At 71.7% G+C, this 16,843-nt stretch carries 17 protein-coding genes; 10 read left to right on the top strand and 7 right to left on the bottom strand.

Going from position 1 to position 16,843, the window contains the following annotated elements:
* Nucleotides 1-16 precede the first annotated feature (16 nt).
* Nucleotides 17-2,164, bottom strand: coding sequence for an excinuclease ABC subunit UvrB (gene uvrB / locus AB0P24_RS34580; RefSeq protein WP_365801059.1), 2,148 nt, complete (start codon nt 2,162-2,164; stop codon nt 17-19).
* A gap of 40 nt (nt 2,165-2,204) precedes the next feature.
* On the bottom strand, nt 2,205-3,071 hold the full coding sequence (locus AB0P24_RS34575; protein WP_365801057.1) for an MHYT domain-containing protein: 867 nt from the start codon (nt 3,069-3,071) through the stop codon (nt 2,205-2,207).
* Between the two features lie 277 nt (nt 3,072-3,348).
* On the opposite strand from AB0P24_RS34575, the gene AB0P24_RS34570 reads away from it, so the two are divergent.
* Together AB0P24_RS34570 and AB0P24_RS34565 are read left to right on the top strand one after the other, a co-directional pair.
* Nucleotides 3,349-4,218, top strand: a complete 870-nt coding sequence (locus AB0P24_RS34570; RefSeq protein ID WP_365801055.1) for a glycerophosphodiester phosphodiesterase family protein — start codon at nt 3,349-3,351, stop codon at nt 4,216-4,218.
* Nucleotides 4,219-4,269: 51 nt separating this feature from the next.
* Nucleotides 4,270-4,824, top strand: a complete 555-nt coding sequence (locus AB0P24_RS34565) for a methylated-DNA--[protein]-cysteine S-methyltransferase (RefSeq protein WP_365801053.1) — start codon at nt 4,270-4,272, stop codon at nt 4,822-4,824.
* A gap of 78 nt (nt 4,825-4,902) precedes the next feature.
* On the opposite strand, the gene AB0P24_RS34560 is transcribed toward AB0P24_RS34565, so the two are convergent.
* On the bottom strand, nt 4,903-5,331 hold the full coding sequence (locus AB0P24_RS34560; RefSeq protein ID WP_365801051.1) for a VOC family protein: 429 nt from the start codon (nt 5,329-5,331) through the stop codon (nt 4,903-4,905).
* Between the two features lie 97 nt (nt 5,332-5,428).
* Between AB0P24_RS34560 and AB0P24_RS34555 the strand changes: the two genes are divergently transcribed.
* Entirely contained in the window at nt 5,429-6,337 is a 909-nt protein-coding gene (locus AB0P24_RS34555) for a pseudouridine-5'-phosphate glycosidase (protein ID WP_365801049.1), read from the top strand.
* A gap of 32 nt (nt 6,338-6,369) precedes the next feature.
* On the top strand, nt 6,370-7,308 hold the full coding sequence (locus AB0P24_RS34550) for a PfkB family carbohydrate kinase (RefSeq protein WP_365801107.1): 939 nt from the start codon (nt 6,370-6,372) through the stop codon (nt 7,306-7,308).
* Between the two features lie 60 nt (nt 7,309-7,368).
* On the opposite strand, the gene AB0P24_RS34545 is transcribed toward AB0P24_RS34550, so the two are convergent.
* Nucleotides 7,369-8,163, bottom strand: a complete 795-nt coding sequence (locus tag AB0P24_RS34545; protein WP_365801047.1) for a methyltransferase domain-containing protein — start codon at nt 8,161-8,163, stop codon at nt 7,369-7,371.
* Between the two features lie 269 nt (nt 8,164-8,432).
* On the opposite strand from AB0P24_RS34545, the gene AB0P24_RS34540 reads away from it, so the two are divergent.
* On the top strand, nt 8,433-9,560 hold the full coding sequence (locus AB0P24_RS34540) for a magnesium and cobalt transport protein CorA (RefSeq protein ID WP_365801045.1): 1,128 nt from the start codon (nt 8,433-8,435) through the stop codon (nt 9,558-9,560).
* Between the two features lie 148 nt (nt 9,561-9,708).
* On the opposite strand, the gene AB0P24_RS34535 is transcribed toward AB0P24_RS34540, so the two are convergent.
* Nucleotides 9,709-10,341: a uridine kinase gene (locus AB0P24_RS34535; protein WP_365801043.1), complete on the bottom strand. Its 633-nt coding sequence runs from the start codon at nt 10,339-10,341 to the stop codon at nt 9,709-9,711.
* Nucleotides 10,342-10,513: 172 nt separating this feature from the next.
* Here AB0P24_RS34535 and AB0P24_RS34530 point away from each other — a divergent pair, with 172 nt between their 5' ends.
* The 3 genes from AB0P24_RS34530 to AB0P24_RS34520 all read left to right on the top strand — a co-directional run bounded on the left by AB0P24_RS34530 (nt 10,514) and on the right by AB0P24_RS34520 (nt 13,689).
* Nucleotides 10,514-11,215: a DUF2293 domain-containing protein gene (locus tag AB0P24_RS34530; RefSeq protein ID WP_365801041.1), complete on the top strand. Its 702-nt coding sequence runs from the start codon at nt 10,514-10,516 to the stop codon at nt 11,213-11,215.
* A gap of 251 nt (nt 11,216-11,466) precedes the next feature.
* Nucleotides 11,467-11,946 (top strand): anthrone oxygenase family protein, encoded by a 480-nt coding sequence (locus AB0P24_RS34525; RefSeq protein WP_365801105.1) that lies wholly within the window; start codon nt 11,467-11,469, stop codon nt 11,944-11,946.
* Between the two features lie 255 nt (nt 11,947-12,201).
* The gene (locus tag AB0P24_RS34520) at nt 12,202-13,689 is read left to right on the top strand and encodes a glutamate synthase subunit beta (protein ID WP_365801039.1); all 1,488 of its coding nucleotides are present in this window, start codon (nt 12,202-12,204) and stop codon (nt 13,687-13,689) included.
* Nucleotides 13,690-13,962: 273 nt separating this feature from the next.
* Here the strand turns inward: AB0P24_RS34520 and AB0P24_RS34515 are convergent, their stop codons facing one another.
* Both AB0P24_RS34515 and AB0P24_RS34510 read right to left on the bottom strand, forming a co-directional pair.
* Nucleotides 13,963-14,238 carry a DUF397 domain-containing protein gene (locus AB0P24_RS34515; protein WP_365801037.1) on the bottom strand — a complete coding sequence of 92 codons (276 nt, stop codon included), beginning with the start codon at nt 14,236-14,238 and terminating at the stop codon, nt 13,963-13,965.
* Complete coding sequence (locus AB0P24_RS34510) at nt 14,239-15,099, bottom strand: helix-turn-helix transcriptional regulator (protein ID WP_365801034.1); 861 nt, start codon at nt 15,097-15,099, stop codon at nt 14,239-14,241. It lies immediately after the preceding gene.
* A 364-nt stretch (nt 15,100-15,463) separates the two neighbouring features.
* On the opposite strand from AB0P24_RS34510, the gene AB0P24_RS34505 reads away from it, so the two are divergent.
* Together AB0P24_RS34505 and AB0P24_RS34500 are read left to right on the top strand one after the other, a co-directional pair.
* A complete protein-coding gene (locus AB0P24_RS34505; RefSeq protein WP_365801032.1) occupies nt 15,464-16,171 on the top strand; it encodes an ATP-binding protein in 708 nt (235 codons plus the stop codon).
* Nucleotides 16,168-16,611 carry a hypothetical protein gene (locus AB0P24_RS34500; protein WP_365801030.1) on the top strand — a complete coding sequence of 148 codons (444 nt, stop codon included), beginning with the start codon at nt 16,168-16,170 and terminating at the stop codon, nt 16,609-16,611. The genes AB0P24_RS34505 and AB0P24_RS34500 overlap by 4 nt, the downstream gene beginning before the upstream one ends.
* Nucleotides 16,612-16,843 lie beyond the last annotated feature (232 nt).

The raw sequence follows: 16,843 nt of genomic DNA, 5'->3' as shown, positions 1-16,843 counted from the left end.
GGCAGCGGCCCGGGGGTCAGGCCAGGCCTGCCTCTCTCATCTGGCGCAGTTCCTTCTTCATCTCGGAGACCTCGTCGCGCAGCCGGGCCGCGATCTCGAACTGCAGATCCGCGGCGGCGGCACGCATACGCTCCGTCATCTCCTCGATCTGCTCGGCGAGTTCGGCCGCCGGACGGTCGGTGGGCACCGCTTCCTTGGCCTTGCCCTTGGCGGCCTTGCCGGCCTTCGCGCCCTTGGCCGCCTTGTCGCCCAGGGCCGGGACGGGGGCCTTGGCGGCCTTGCCGTCCTTCAGCTTGCGGTAGCCCGAGCCGAGCAGCTGTTCGGTGTCGACCTCTTCGCGGGCGATCTGGGCGACGATGTCGTTGATCTTCTTGCGCAGCGGCTGCGGGTCGATGCCGTGGGCCGTGTTGTAGGCGACCTGCTTCTCCCGCCGCCGGTTGGTCTCGTCGATGGCCTTCTCCATCGCCGGGGTGATCTTGTCGGCGTACATGTGGACCTCACCGGAGACATTGCGCGCCGCGCGGCCGATGGTCTGGATCAGTGAGGTGCCGGAGCGCAGGAAGCCCTCCTTGTCCGCGTCGAGGATCGCCACCAGGGACACCTCGGGCAGGTCGAGGCCCTCGCGCAGGAGGTTGATGCCGACCAGGACGTCGTACTCGCCGGAGCGCAGCTCACGCAGCAGCTCGACGCGGCGCAGGGTGTCGACGTCGCTGTGCAGATAGCGAACCTGGATGCCGAGCTCCAGGAAGTAGTCGGTGAGGTCCTCGGCCATCTTCTTGGTGAGCGTGGTGACCAGGACGCGCTCGTCCTTCTCGGTGCGCTTGCGGATCTCGTGCACCAGGTCGTCGATCTGGCCCTCGGTGGGCTTGACGACGACCTCGGGGTCGACGAGGCCGGTGGGGCGGATGATCTGTTCGACGACACCGTCCGCACGGGAGATCTCGTACGTGCCGGGGGTCGCCGACAGGTACACGGCCTGTCCGATCCGCTCCTGGAACTCCTCCCACTTCAGCGGGCGGTTGTCCAGGGCGGAGGGCAGCCGGAAGCCGTGGTCGACCAGGGTGCGCTTGCGGGAGGCGTCACCCTCGTACATGGCGCCGATCTGCGGCACGGTGACATGCGACTCGTCGATGACGAGGAGGAAGTCCTCGGGGAAGTAGTCCAGCAGGGTGTTCGGCGGGGAGCCGGGGGCGCGGCCGTCGAAGTGCATCGAGTAGTTCTCCACGCCCGAACAGGTGCCGATCTGGCGGAGCATCTCGATGTCGTACGTGGTACGCATGCGCAGCCGCTGGGCCTCCAGGAGCTTGCCCTGCTTCTCCAGCTCGGCCAGGCGCTCCCCCAGCTCCTTCTCGATGTCGTTGACGGCCCGCTCCATGCGCTCGGGGCCGGCGACGTAGTGGGAGGCCGGGAAGACGTACAGCTGCCGGTCGTCGCTGATGATCTCGCCGGTGAGCGGGTGGAGCGTGGACAGCGCCTCGATCTCGTCGCCGAACATCTCGATGCGGACCGCGAGCTCCTCGTAGACCGGGAAGATCTCGATGGTGTCGCCGCGCACGCGGAAGGTGCCGCGGGTGAACGCCATGTCGTTGCGCGTGTACTGGATGTCCACGAAGCGACGCAGCAGGTCGTCGCGGTCGATCTCGTCGCCGACCCGCAGCGGGACCATCCGGTCGACGTACTCCTGCGGCGTACCGAGGCCGTAGATGCAGGAGACGGAGGCGACCACGATCACGTCGCGGCGGGTGAGCAGCGAGTTGGTGGCGGAGTGGCGCAGCCGCTCGACCTCCTCGTTGATCGAGGAGTCCTTCTCGATGTAGGTGTCCGACTGCGGGACGTACGCCTCGGGCTGGTAGTAGTCGTAGTACGAGACGAAGTATTCGACCGCGTTGTTCGGGAGGAGCTCGCGGAACTCGTTGGCCAGCTGGGCGGCCAGCGTCTTGTTCGGCGCCATCACCAGGGTGGGGCGCTGGAGCTTCTCGATCATCCACGCGGTGGTGGCGGACTTGCCGGTGCCGGTCGCGCCGAGGAGGACGACGTCCTTCTCACCGGCCTCGATGCGCCTGGCCAGGTCGGCGATGGCCGCCGGCTGGTCGCCGCTGGGCTGGTACGGGCTGACGACCTCGAAGGGCGCCACCGTGCGTTCGATGTGGGAAACGGGCCGCATGGGTTCCACCGTACGACCCCGCACTGACAACCGGTTCTGATCAGCGGTTCTGCGGGGTTCGCGAAGCGTGGTGGCTCTGCTGGCGGCCGACGCGGAGGGACGGGCGGCGGCTCGGGTGGTGGGTGACCGCGTCGGCCGGGACGCCCGGCTTGTGCTCCACGCGGAGCCGGCTGGGCTTGCCCATGACCATCAGCGGGTCGAAGATCACGACGGCGGCGGCGAGGCAGAGGAAGGCCAGCGGGCCGATCAGCATGGGGGCGAGCAGCGAGGCCGGTGAGTCGCCCGGCGTCGTCACGCCGGCGCTGTGGAGGTGGACGGAGAGGGCGGCCATGCCGGTGTAGTGCATGCCGCTGACGGCGAGTCCCATGACGAGGCTCGCGCCGACGCTCCACAGGAAGCCGCGGACCTGCCCAGCCGCCCACAGGGCCGAGGTGGCGGCCACGACCCCTATCAGCACGGACGCGGCCACCGTGGGCGTGTCGTACGCCAGGTTTCCGTTGAGGCGCAGGCCGGCCATGCCGAGGTAGTGCATGGAGGCGATGCCCAGACCGGTGACGGTGCCGCCCGTGAAGAGCGCGGTCCCGGTGGCGCCACGGTAGCCGACCATGAAGATCCCGACGCTCACCATGACGATGGCGAGGCCGAGGCTCGCATAGGTGATCGGTTTGTCGTAGTGGATCGGCGTCTCCTTGACGCTGAACCCCATCATGGCGACGAAGTGCATGGTCCATATGCCGGAGCCGATCGCCGCCGAGCCCAGGGCGAGCCAGGCGGGCCGCCAGGAGTGGGCCACCAGCAGCGCCCGGGTCGTGCAGCGCAGCCCGAGGGCGCCACCGAGGCAGGCCATCACATAGGCCACCAGCGGGGTGACGACCCCATAGCTGAATCCGTCGACCGTGCCCTGCATGCGCGGCTGCCCTTCACCCTTTGCGACCCGGAATATGTGCCATGCGCCCCCGCCCCAGGACCGCCCGAGCGGTCAGGGTCGACGCAGAGAGTATGACCCGCACCGGAATGGTCGAACGATTTTCCGGCAAAGAAACACGCCCTTGCCGCAGTTGTGCGGCAACAGTGAGCGGGCTTGGGCAACTCCATTCAATCTGTGGCCATCCCGTACCCGACCGCTGTTGACTCACTGCTGTCACTCTGGTGCTGTCCGTATTCGTTCGACGTGAGGACTACGCATGCACGCGCGCGCAGTCGCCGCCACGGCCACCGCGCTGCTGGGAACGGCCGCCCTGCTGAGCCCCGTCCCCGCCGCCCGGGCCGGTGACGTCGCCGAGCCCACGGTGCTCGCGCACCGGGGTGCGGCCGCCTACGCCCCGGAGAACACGCTGGCCGCCATCGACAGGGCGGCCGCGCTGGGCTTCACCTGGGTCGAGAACGATGTCCAGCGCACCAAGGACGGCCGGCTCGTCGTCATCCACGACGACAGCCTTCGGCGCACCACCGACGTCGAACAGGTCTTCCCCGGCCGGGCGCCCTGGAAGGTGAAGGACTTCACCGCGGCCGAGATCGCCCGGCTGGACGCGGGCAGCTGGTTCTCCCGTTCGTACACCGGTACGCGCGTGCCGACGCTGCCGCAGTACCTGCGCCGGGTCGAGCACAACCACGAGAAGCTGCTTCTGGAGATCAAGAACCCGGAGCTGTATCCCGGCATCGAGCGGCAGATCCTCGGGCTGCTGGGCGACGAGGGCTGGCTGGACCGCCGGCACCTGGACCGGCTCGTCGTGCAGAGCTTCAGCGCGGACAGCCTGCGTATCGTGCACGGTCTGCGGCCCGCTGTGACGACCGGCTACCTCGGCACACCGTCCGTGGCGTCCCTGCACCGGTACGCGGGTTTCACCGACCTCGTCAACCCCTCGGTGAACTCGATCTCCGCCGGTTATGTGAACACCGTGCACGCGCTCGACGGGCCGCACGGCAGGCCACTGCGCGTCTTCACCTGGACGGTGGACGACGCGGTCACCACCTGGAAGGCCGTCGGCTACGGCGTCGACGGGATCATCACCAACAAGCCGGACGTGGTGCGGGCCGCGCTGCGCGCGAGCTGACCCGGGCCGGGGCGGCGGGCATTGTCAGTGGCGGGCCGTACGGTGGGACGCATGGACAGCGAAGGGCAGGACGGGCAGCGGGTGGTGTGGGCCGTCGTGGGCACCGGCATCGGTCCGCTGCTGCTCGCGGCGACCGGCAGCGGGCTGGTCAACGTGGTGTTCCACGCCACCGACGCGATACGGGAGCGGACCGTGGAGCGGCTGGCGGCCCGGCTGGGCACCGAGCCCGTCGAGGATCCCGCGGACCCGCTGCTGGCCGAGGCCGTATCCCAGCTGGAGGCGTACTTCGCGGGCCGCCGGCAGGACTTCGACCTGCCACTGGACTGGTCGCTGATCTCGGGCTTCAACCGGCAGGTGCTGCGCGAACTGGCCGCCGGTGTCCCGTACGGCACGGTGGTCGGATACGGCGATCTGGCGAGGCGGGTCGGGCAGCCCGGCGGGGCGCAGGCGGTGGGCGCGGCGATGGGAGCCAACCCGCTGCCGGTCGTCGTGCCGTGTCACCGGGTGGTGGAGAGCGACGGCGGGATCGGCGGGTTCGGGGGCGGTCTGGAGACCAAGCGAAGACTGCTCGCCCTGGAGGGTGTGCTGCCCGAGCCGCTGTTCTGAGACACGGCTCCGGGCCGCGGTCGTGCGACGCCCCGCCGTCGCGGCCGGCCCCGGTCGTGCGGCGCCCCGCCCGCGCGGTCAGCCGTAGTGCCGTACCTCCACGACGTTTCCGTCGGGGTCCCCAAAGTAGAAGTTGCGCGGAGCCGGGCCGCGGGCGCCGAAGGAGTCGTGTCCGATGCCGGTCATGGGGACGGCGTACTCGGCGAGGCGGGCGCGCAGGGCGTCGAAGGCGTCGGACGGCAGGGACAGACAGACGTGGTTCACGGGGTGGCCCGCGCTGTCGGCGGCGCCGGGCAGCGCGGGCATGCGCTCGGCGAGGGTGAGCGGCGCGAGGTCGATGATGGTCTCCTCGTTGACGCGTACGGAGGGAAAGGGCACCGCTCCCGCGGTGAACTCGGAAACCCGCAGCGGCTCCAGGCCGAGCATCCGCTCGTAGAAGCCGGCCGCGGCGGCCGGGTCGGCGACCCAGAGGACGACGTGGTCGAGACGTGCCGGGTGATGCGTCATGCCGCCCAGGCTGGTGGCGTCCCCCACAGGCCGCAAGCGTTTATCCGGGGGTGCCCCCCGCCAGAGATGAGGGAAGACCGACGGACAGGAGGCAGGCGTGGTGCTGGTGGTGTCGGAAGAGGTCAGGGAGGCGCTCGACGCGGGCCGCGCGGTGGTCGCCCTGGAGTCCACGATCATCGCGCACGGGCTGCCGCGCCCGCGCAACCTCCAGGTGGCGCTGGAGCTGGAGGACACGGTACGGCGTGCGGGCGCGGTGCCCGCGACCATCGCCGTGCTGGACGGGCGGCCCCGTGTCGGCCTGGACAAGGACCAGTTGGAGCGGGTCGCGAACGAGGAGGGGATCCGCAAGCTGGGCCACCGCGACCTGCCGCTCGCCGTGGCGGCGGGGGCGAGCGGGGCGACCACCGTGTCGGCGACGGCGCAGCTGGCCGCGCTGGCCGGCCTCCGGGTGTTCGCGACGGGCGGTCTGGGCGGCGTGCACCGGGAGTGGACGGTGACCCAGGACGAGTCCGCCGACCTGGGCCTGCTGGCCCGCACCCGGATCACGGTGGTGTGCGCGGGCGTGAAGTCGATCCTGGACGTGCCGGCGACCCTCCAGCGGCTGGAGACCCTGGGCGTGGCCGTCGCCGGATACGGTACGGACCGCTTCCCCGGCTTCTACCTGTCCGACTCCGGGCATCCGGTCGACTGGACGCTGCAGACCCCGGAGCAGGTCGCGGACGTCATGCGGGCACAGGACGCGCTCGACGCGTCGGACACGGCGCTGATCGTCGCCAACCCCGTCCCGGAGGCGGAGCAGCTCGACCCGGTGCTGCACGCGCGCGTGCTCGCCGACGCGCTGCACGCGTGCGACGCGGAAGGGATCACCGGTCAGGCGGTCACACCGTTCCTGCTCGGCTATCTGGTCCGGCACACGGACGGCGCCTCGCTGGAGGCCAACCTCGCGGCCGTGCGCGGCAACGTCCGGCTGGCGGCGCGGATCGCCTCGGCGTGGGCCAGGGGGTGACGACCGGTCGGGAGGCGGCACCGGGCGGCGAGGTGACACCTCGCGGCGACCGGGAGCAGGGCGGGGGCGGAGGCGGGGCGCTGTTGGTCGTCGGGGACGTCGTCACCGATGTCGTCGCGCGGTACCGGGGGCCGCTCGCGGCCGGTACCGACACGGCCGCCGGGATCCGGACGCTGCCCGGCGGGGCGGGCGCCAATGTGGCCAGCTGGGCCGCCCACACAGGCTGTGCGGACGTACGGCTGCTGGGGCGGGTGGGCGCGGACGCGGCACGGTGGCACGAGCGGGAGCTGGTCGCCGCCGGGGTGCGGCCCCGGCTCGTGGTGGACCCGGAGGCGGCGACGGGAACGGTGATCTGCCTGGTCGACCACGGTGCCTCGGCCGAGCGCACCTTCCTCACGGACAGCGGGGCCTCTTTGCGGCTGGAGCCCGCCGACTGGTCGGACGCGCTGCTCGACGGAGTGGCCCGGCTGCATCTCTCCGGATATCTGCTGTTCTCCGAACCAAGCCGGGCGCTGGTGGCGGTGGCCCTGGCGGCGGCACGCGCGCGTGGCGTGCCGGTGAGCCTAGACCCGGCGTCGGCCGGGTTCCTCGTGGCGCTGGGCGTGGACCGCTTTCTGGCGCTCGTCGAGGGGGTGGACGTCCTGCTGCCGAGCCGGGACGAGGCCTGTCTGCTGACGGGGCTGCCCGATCCGGCGGACGCCGCGGCCAAGCTGAGCCGCCAGGTGCCGCTGGTGGTGGCCAAGGCGGGGGCGGACGGTGCGCTGGTGGCGCGGTCGGGCGAAGTCCTCGCGCGTATCCCGGCCGCACCGGCGACGCCCCGGGACACCACGGGCGCCGGCGACGCCTTCACCGGGGCGTTCCTCGCCGCGCTGGTCGCCGGCGCGGATGCGCGGCAGGCGGCGGCGCGGGGCTGCCGGGCGGGTGCCCGGGCGGTGGAGCGCGTGGGCGCGAGACCGCCCGCCCGCGAGTGACCACGGCACCGGCCGGGAATCGGCGCGACCGGCCACGGCACCGCGTCCGGAAGCGGCGGGCTACGGCTTGCGGCCCCATGCCGAGATCATCGGGGCGGTGGCGAGGTCCATGCTGCCCGTCGCGACATTGGCCAGGTGCTGGTCGATGTCCGCGTCGGTGGCCAGACCGGCCGTGACGAGCCGGTCGCGGATCTGCCGGACCGTGGCGGTCTCCAGGGCGGTGCAGGCGGGCGAGGCGACGGGGAAGTAGGCGTCGGCCTCCACCTGGTGCAGCCCGGCCTCGCGGAGCAGCCGGGGGAGCTTGCGGCCGTACGAGAGGTCGGCGCCGCGTTCGGCGAGGAGCTTGCGGAAGCCCTGGCGCAGCCGGTTGGCGAGCCGCTGCTCGGGGCCGTACTCGTACGGGCAGGTGAGGGGCTGGAGGGCGGGGTCGGCGTCCTCGATCAGCAGTCGTCCACCGGGGCGCAGGGCCTTGACCATCGAGCTCAACGCCCGTTCCCGGTCCGGCACATGGACCAGGACCAGCCGGGCGTGCACCAGGTCGAAGCCCTCCTCCGGCGGCTCCTCGGCGCCGACGTCGTGGGTGCGGATCTCGACCGGCGCCTGGGCGGCCGCGGCCAGCAGCGAGGCGTCGATGTCGGTGGCGACGACCCGACCGGCCGGCCCGACCTTCTCGGCGAGCCAGGACACCACGGAGGTGCCGCCGGCCCCGACTTCCCAGCAGCGCCAGCCCGGTCCGAGACCGAGTGCCTCAAGGTGGCGGAAGGTGGTCGGGTCGAAGAGGTCCGCGAAGGCGTCGAAGCGCTGTCCGGCCTCGCTCTGGCGGTTGTCGAGGAGATATCCGTCGGCCTGGGTCATGAAGCGATGATCCCAGTTGCCCGGCTTGTCCGGGGCAGCCGGCGCCTGGCCGCGGCGAGCGTGCCGCCGACGGAGACGGGGAACCCGGGTAACTGGGACAACCAGCTGTCGACCTGCGGGTGTCCGAGCCGGGCATCCGGTTGTCCACAGGCGGGAACCAAGCGGAACTCGCCGTTCCCACAGGCTTACCCGTGTCTCACACCGGGCTGGCAGACTTGCCGGGCAAGGCGGGAAGCGTTGCAAGAGTGGATCCACGCGAGGAGATCCGGATGACGATGGCAGGGAATCTGCGGAAGGTCACGGGGCTGGGCAGGTCCGGCGGCCTGCGCAGGGTGGCGCGGCTGGCCCGGCGGCTGCCGCGCGTCGACCTGAACCATCACGCGCGGTCCCCGCTCGGCTCCTCGGTGGTCAACTGCGTGACGTACGAGGACGGGGTACGGGTCCCGGAGTGCAGCGATCTGTTCTCCGCCGTGGAACGGGTGCGCAGGAAGGGCGAGGGGTTCGTCTGGCTGGGACTGCACGAACCGACGAACACCGAGTTCGCGGACATCGCCGAACTGTTCGACCTGCACCCGCTGGCCGTGGAGGACGCGGTCGAGGCCCATCAGCGCCCGAAGATGGAGCGGTACGGCGAGACGCTGTTCGCGGTGTTCAAGACCGTCTGCTACGTCGAGCACGAGAAGCTGACGGCGACCAGCGAGGTGGTCGACACCGGCGAGATCATGGTGTTCGTCGGCGAGGACTTCGTGATCACGGTACGGCACGGCCGGCACGGCTCGCTGGGGCCGCTGCGCGAGGAACTGGAGGCCGCGCCGCACCAGCTCGCCAAGGGGCCGGCGGCGGTGCTGCACGCCATCGCCGACCATGTGGTCGACGACTACCTGAACGTCACGGACGCGGTGCAGGGCGACATCGACCAGGTCGAGGCGGACGTGTTCGCGGAGAACGGCGCGCGGGCCGACCCGGGCCGGATCTACCAGATGAAGCGTGAACTCCTGGAACTGAAGCGGGCGGTGGTGCCGCTCGGCAGACCGATGGAGGAGCTGACCACCCGGCCGATAAGGGTGATCGCTCCGGAGATACAGGCCTACTTCAGGGATGTGCTCGACCATCTGATGCGCGCGAAGGAACAGATCGCGGCCTTCGACGAGTTGCTCAACTCCATTCTCCAGGCCCATCTGGCACAGGTGACGGTCGCGCAGAACGAGGACATGCGGAAGATCACGGCCTGGGCCGCGGTGATCGCCGTGCCGACGATGGTGTGCGGTGTGTACGGCATGAACTTCGATCACATGCCGGAGCTGCACTGGCGGTTCGGCTATCCGCTCGTCATCGGCGTCATAGCCGCGGCGTGTCTGGCGCTGTACCGGGGCTTCAGGCGCAACGGCTGGCTCTGAGCCGTCCGCCCGCGAGCGGCGCCTCAGGCCGGGAAGGCGCCCCTGCGCGGCACGACCCTGACGATCAGGCGGGTCTCCTCGTCCTTCTCCGCAGGCGGGTCGAAGACCGTGAGCGCGGTGTGCCGGAGCATGCCCCGCGCAGGACGGCTCAGCCGCTCCACGCCGGATGCCGCGGGTCGTCCGCGCGGACCAGGACGTCGGCCGTACCGGCGGGGTCGGTCTCGGCCGCGTAGCGCTCGAAGGCGGGGAGGGTCCAGTGGTCGGTCTCGGGGGTACGGCGGCGCAGGGCGCCGGGAGTCAGCAGGAGGTGGACGGTCAGGTCGAACGGGAACCAGTGCCGCAGCAGAAGCGGCCCGTGCAGCAACAGGAGGGCACCGGGCGGGAGTGGGACATAGGGGCTGCGGGTGGCGCGGTCGGTGGCCGGGTCCCACAGATCGGGCAGGACACGGCCGGTCCCGCCGGGGTCGAGGGGGCCGAAGACCTCGCGCCACAGGGCGTTGGTGTCGAACCAGCCGCCGTAGTACGACTCCGCGTCCCGGCGCCCGTGCTCCAGGCGCAGCGAGGCGGGGCGCAGGAAGCCCTCGGTGCCCACGACGAGCGACGGCCGGCCCCGGACGCGCAGCGCCTCGCCGACGCGCTCCGCGAGGTCGCCCGGCCGGGCCGCCGGAGCGCCGTCGAAGGCGACGCGTGGCCAGGCACTCCCGTCGGCGGGCTTCAGGTCGGCCAACCGCTCGGCGAGACGCTCGGCGAGCCGGTCCCAGGTGATCGCTTCGAGTCGCACAGGATCATGATGCCGGGTCGGCCGTTCGACACGGCGGGGCGGTGCCGGGCGCGGCGGCGGTGACGGCGGCGGCGGGACGGTCCGCGAGCAGGGCGGAAGAACGACGCAGTCCGGCTCACAGGGTGGCGCGAACCACGTGGGATCACCCCCCGGCGAGGGGAAGGTACCGCATATGACGCGCCTTGCAACTCCCTCTGAGCGCGGTGGACTTCTCGTCGTGCAGCCGCTGCGGCACAAGCGGTGTGCGGCGTGCCGGCGGGGGCCGCTGCCGCTCCTGGTGGTGGAGGACGGGGTGCCGCGGTGCCTGGAGTGTGCCGATCTCGGGCATCTGGTGTTCCTGCCACGTGGGGACACGGCGCTGACCCGGCGGTCGTGTGAGGAGAGCACGCTGTCGGCGGTGGTGGTGCGGTTCAACCGGCGCAAGAGCCGCTACGAGCGGCGGGGCGTCCTGGTGGAGGAGGCCGCGCTGGTCCGGGCCGAGGCGCGGTGTCTGGCCGACGCCGAGGCGCGGCGGCGGCGCCGGGCGCGGGACGCCAAGCGGCGGGCGGCCGAGGACGTGCGGTTCACGGACGCGTTCGCGGCGGAGATCCTGCGTCTGTTCCCGGGCTGTCCGGCGGAGCGGGCCTGGGCGATCGCGGCGCACGCGTCGGTGCGGGGCAGCGGGCGGGTCGGGCGGACGGCGGCCGGGCGGGCGCTGTCGGAGGGGGCGGTGGTTTCGGCGGTGGTGGCGGGGGTACGGCACGTGGACACGCCGTACGACCAGTTGCTGATGAGCGGGGTGCCGCGGTACGAGGCGCGGCGGCGGATCGCGCGGACGGTGGAGGCGGTGCTGCGGGAGTGGGAGGCCGGGGTGGAGATCCGCTTGAGCGGGTGACGCCGGGCAGGGACGGGACGGCGAGGCGGCGTGATCCGTCGGGAGGATGCGCGCGTCGTCGCCGCAGGGAGCGGCCCTTCAGGCCCCTGGGATGCCGGGACGCCGCTGCCTGGGAAAAGTATGGAGGTGGGCGTGGGGTGTTTCCGGTCGGATGTGTGTGTGGAGGGGCTTCACAGCCATGGGGAGGGGCGACTCGTGGGCATTGACCTGAGTGGCGGAGGTGTCCGGGGGCGAGAGTGGGTGTGGTGGTCGTGATCGACGGGCCGTATTACGTGCTGGTTCTGGTGGGAGTGCTGGGGACCGGACTGGTGGCGGGGGTGTTCTGCGGGTTCTCGACCTTCGTGATGCGCGGGCTGGCCTCGTTGCCGCCGGCGCAGGGCGTCGCCGCGATGAACGCGGTCAACCGGGCGGCCCTGGCCCCGGCGTTCATGCTGGTGTTCGTGGGGTCGGCGGTGCTGTGCGCGATGATCGCGGTGGTGACGTTCGTGGTGTGGCCGGACCACGGCAAGGCGGAGCTGCTGCTGGGCAGCGGGCTGTACCTGTTCGGTTCCTTCGGGCTGACCGCGATGGCGAACGTGCCCCGCAACGAGGCGCTGGCCAAGCTGGAGCCGGGCATCCCGGAAGCCGTCTCCTACTGGCCCGTGTATGTGCGTGAGTGGACGCTCTGGAACCACGTGCGCACGGTCGCGGCGGCCGCGGCGGCGGTCGTCTATGTCCTGGCCCTGTCCTGAGGGAGACAGGGGAGAAGAACTGACCCCGGCCGGCTTCGGCCTGGATCCTTTCCGGCCCCTCTCCGGCACCTCTCTGGCCATCCGCCGGCCCCCCGCCGGCTCCAGACCGGATCCCGGCTGGCTCCACCCTGAGGAAGCCCTGCCAGAAAGCGCTGTCAGCCACCCTGCGGGCCTGACCGAGGGGACGTATCGTGGCCGAAAGAGCGCCGCAAGTTGAAGCACGGCCTGGGGTAACCGCATGCGAGGAAGACGACCATGGCCGATCCCAAGGGGTTCATGACCACGCCGCGCGAGGAGTGGCCGCGGCGGCCCGTCGAGGAGCGGGTCCGGGACTGGGACGAGGTGTACGTCCCCGGGGCGCTGCTGCCGATCATCAGCAAGCAGGCGGACCGCTGCATGGACTGCGGGGTGCCGTTCTGCCACGACGCGTGTCCGCTGGGCAACCTGATCCCCGAGTGGAACGACCTGGTGTCGCGGGAGGACTGGCGGGCGGCGAGCGACCGGCTGCACGCGACGAACAACTTCCCCGAGTTCACGGGACGGTTGTGCCCGGCGCCGTGCGAGGCGGGGTGCGTGCTCGCGATCAACCAGCCCGCCGTCACGATCAAGAACGTCGAGTGCGCCATCGCGGACCATGCGTGGGCGGAGGGGCTCGCCTCGCCGCGGCCGCCGGAGCGGCTGTCCGGGCGGACCGTGGCGGTGATCGGTTCCGGGCCGACCGGGCTCGCGGCCGCGCAGCAGCTGAGCCGGGCCGGGCACACGGTCGCCGTGTACGAGAAGGACGACCGGCTCGGCGGGCTGATGCGGTACGGCATCCCCGCGTTCAAGATGGAGAAACACCACCTGGAACGGCGGCTGGACCAGATGCGGGCCGAGGGGACGAAGTTCCGTACGTCGGTGGCGGTCGGGCGGGACCTGCGGGCGGCGGAGCTGCGGGCCCGGTACGACGCCGTGGTGATCGCGACCGGGGCGACGGCGTGGCGGGAACTTTCGGTGCCGGGTCGGGAGTTGGACGGAATACACCAGGCGATGGAGTATCTGCCGCTGGCCAACCGGGTGTGCGAGGGGGATCTGGCCGAGTCGCCGATGTCGGCGGCCGGTAAGCACGTGGTGATCGTGGGCGGGGGTGACACGGGGGCGGACTGCCTGGGGACCGCGGTACGGGAGCGGGCCGCGTCGGTGACCCAGCTGGACATCTACGCGCAGCCCGGCGCGGAGCGGGACGAGGATGCCGAGCCGTGGCCGACGTATCCCAAGATCTACCGGCTGTCGGCGGCTCACGAGGAGGCGCGGGACCTGGAGACGGCGCCCTCGGCGGACGCGGACGCGCGGCTGTTCGCCGCGTCGACGCTTCGCTTCACGGGCGACGGGAGCGGGCATGTGCGGTCGCTGCACCTGGTGGAGGTGGACGAGGCGCGGCGGCCGGTGCCGGGGACCGGGCGGACACTCCCCGCCGACCTGGTGCTGCTGGCGCTCGGTTTCTCCGGGCCCGACCGTGAGGACGGACTCCTCGACCAGCTCGGGGTGGCGACGGAGCCGCGCGGCACCATCTCCCGGGACACGGGGTTCGCCACGAACGTGCCCGGCGTGTTCGCCGCCGGGGACGCGGCGCGCGGGCAGTCGCTGATCGTGTGGGCGATAGCGGAGGGGCGGGCGGTGGCGACGGCCGTCGACCACTATCTGACGGGGAGTTCGCGACTGCCGTCGCCGATATCGCCGCACGACCGGCCGATGACGGTGTAGGCGCAGTCCCTGCGGGTCCGGACGGCATGGAGTTCAGCGGCGGTGTGACGTGGGCGCCCCCCACCTGACCCCGTCGCCGTCCCGCCGAAGCCGGCGGTCCGGCCCGCTTGTCGCGGCCGGACCGCCGTCGATCGGGGCAGATCGGCGCGGATGACACAGGTTGACCACGGAGTCATGCGCTCCGGGAGCGTCCTGTGCGGTGGATGACCAGTTCAGCACCATTACAAAGAAGTTGAACCACGAGGAAAAGGAAAAAGAGGCAAGGGAACAGGGTCAGGAGAGCAGGAAGTCGGCCTCCCCCGCTTTGGCGCCCTCGATGAAGGCCGTCATCTCGTCCGTGGTGTAGATCAGCGCCGGCCCGTCCGGGTCGGTCGACTGGCGGACGGCGATCCGGCCGTCGGCCAGCTTCATCGCCTCCAGGCAGTTGCCCCCGTTGCCACCGCTCCACGGCTTGTGCCAGCCCTCGCTGCCCAGTTCCCGGGCAGGCATGCCGTTGTAGATCCGCCCTATGCGGTTCCGCGGCCCGGACTGGGGCTTTGTGCGATCCATTCACAGCTCCTTGCGGAGATCCCGGAGGATCTCCTTCGTGCGTTGTGCCGTAGCGGCCTGCGCCGCCATGCGGTCCATGACCTCGAGGTGGGTCGCCACCTCGGTGCGCGCGTCCAGGTAGACGGCGCCGGTCAGGTACTCGCTGTAGACCATGTCCGGCAGTTCGGGCATGGCGAATCGGAACAGCACGAAGGGCCCGTACGTCCCCGGGTGCGGCCCGCTGGAGAGCGGGGCGACCTGGAGCGTCACATTGGGCAGCTTCGTGACTTCGAGCAGTCGGTCGATCTGCGCGCGCATCACCTCCGGACCGCCGACCGGGCGGCGCAGGGCGGTCTCGTCCATCACCACCCAGAAGCGGGGGGCATCGGTGCGGGTGAGCAGTTGCTGGCGTTGCATGCGCAGGGCGACATGGCGTTCGATCTCCTCCGGCTCGGTCTGGCCGACGGCGCCCGACTTCAGCACCCCGCGCGCGTAGTCCTCGGTCTGCATCAGTCCGGGCACGAAGTGCGGCTCGTAGGAGCGGATCAGGCTCGCCGCGCCCTCCAGGCTGACGTACATGGAGAACCAACTCGGCAGGATGTCGTGGAACCGCTGCCACCAGCCCGGCCTGTTGGCGTCCTCGGCCAGCCGGACGAAGAGGTCGGCCTCGTCGTCGGCCACTCCGTAGGCCTTCAGGAGCAGTTGGACGTACGGGATCTTGAGGGCGACCTCGGCCATCTCCATACGGCGGACGGTGGCGGGCGCCACGCGGAGCACCCGGGCGGCCTCCTCGCGCTTGAGCCCCGCGCGTTCACGCAAGTCGAGGAGGCGACGGCCGAGGACCACCTGGCCCACCGTCGGTGCGGACCGCGGCTCGCTCACGCCCCACCTCCACAAGTTCCCTGGCCGGGCTCGCCCGTCGGGCTCGCCGGCGTCCTGGCCGTCAACGCGCATACAGGTGTCACCCGGCATGCTGACAGCCCAGCGGCGCCACTCGAAGACTCATTCGAAGACCTGACGGAATGACCGTGACGACCAGGGAGACCGAACCGACCCGAACAGCCGGAACAGTCCTGTTCGGTGACATCGGTCGCATTGGCCGGATCGGTCCGCCGGATCCGCACTGATCCCAACTGGCGCCGCTCGACATGCTGTTGCGAGCAGTGTGCCACGGCCCTTCACCGCGTCACACAGCACTCTGCATTTTTCAGAGTGATACTTGCCAAGTGTTCACGGCAGGGCGATAGTGGCAAGCGTGATTCCGTCCGCGCCCTTAGGAACAGACGCCGCCGCAGGCCGACTTGGTCTCGGCGCCGATGGGAGTCCTCCCGTGCGCACTGGTTCGAGCGTGGGAGAGGCAGCCGGCCCAGGTGAGGGCACCGCCAGGCGCCGGTTCCGGTTCGAGCTGGCCGCTCATCCGGGTTCCCCCGCCCAGGCGAGACGCCTGGTGCGTGCCCGACTGACCGGCTGGTCGGTCTGCGCGGACACCTGCGACACCGCCGCCCTGGTCATATCCGAGCTGGTCACCAACGCGATCGTGCACACCGCGAGCAGTCACGTCGTGTGCGAGCTGCACGACCACGACGACACGGTACGCATTGCCGTGCACGACGAGGGCTGTGCGCCCGATGAGCCCCACCCGTCCCCGCAGCGCCCGGAGGAGGAGCACGGGAGGGGGTTGCTCCTCATCGACGCGCTGTGTCAGGCCTGGGGGGCTCAGGAGCACGGGCCCGGGCTGCTGGTCTGGGCGGAGCTGCCGCGCCAGACCGACGCCGCCCAGGACACCGCCGAGCCACGCAACGACCTGGGCTGGGGCGCTCGCCCCGCTCCGGGGCCGTCGCGCGGCTCGTCGCCCGGGCCCGCGCACACTCCGGCGCACCCACCGTCGTCGGGCTCCGGCGCGCAGGAGCGGTCCGGGGCGCAGGGGTACGACCCCCGGCGGAGGCAGGCATGAACGGCGCGCCCGGTTCCGGCCAGTCGCTGGGCCTCGACACCCTGGTCCGCCTGAAGCGCGACCGGCGGTCGTCGCCCGCCGACGGCGCCGGCGGACACGGGTCGTTCCCGCTGCCCGAGGGCATGACGGCACCGCTGGGCTGCGACGCCGTGGCGGTACCGGCGCGACTCGGGCCACTGGTCGTGTCGCGGCTGCCGCGAGTGGGCTGCGTGTTCGCCGATGGCACGCACTGGTGGTGGATCGTCCCGTCGGACTCCGACGACGCCCTCACCTGGCCCGCCCCGGCCCACTACAGCCCGGGCGCCCCGCTCCCCGGCACCGCCCGCCTCATCCACCGCCCCGACGGCACGCTGCCGTACACCCCACCGATACCGCTGTACGTCGCCCTGTGCCGGGTGACGGGGGCGACACCGGAGTGGACCCGCCCGCTGAGCGCGTGACGCCGCGCGCCTTCGGACGCCAGGGGTGGGGCCGACCGGATCGGGCGTAAGTGGGCCGAGGCGGCCTGCATCCGCCCGTGACCCGGTCCAAGGCCGCCTCCGTCCGGCCGTGACCCGGTCCAAGGGGGCCACCATCCTCCCGTGGTCGTCCAAGGCGGCCCCTGTCCGTCCATGGCGCGGTCCGGGGCGGCCTCGGTCCGCACCCCTCGCGCACTCCCCCGCGCCCCGCGAG

Origin of the sequence: Streptomyces sp. NPDC086519 (assembly GCF_040686075.1) — a bacterium.
In the GTDB taxonomy this organism is placed as follows: domain Bacteria; phylum Actinomycetota; class Actinomycetes; order Streptomycetales; family Streptomycetaceae; genus Streptomyces; species Streptomyces shenzhenensis.
Note: the sequence above shows the minus strand (reverse complement) of the source record. Positions and strands in the feature narration are given on the sequence as shown.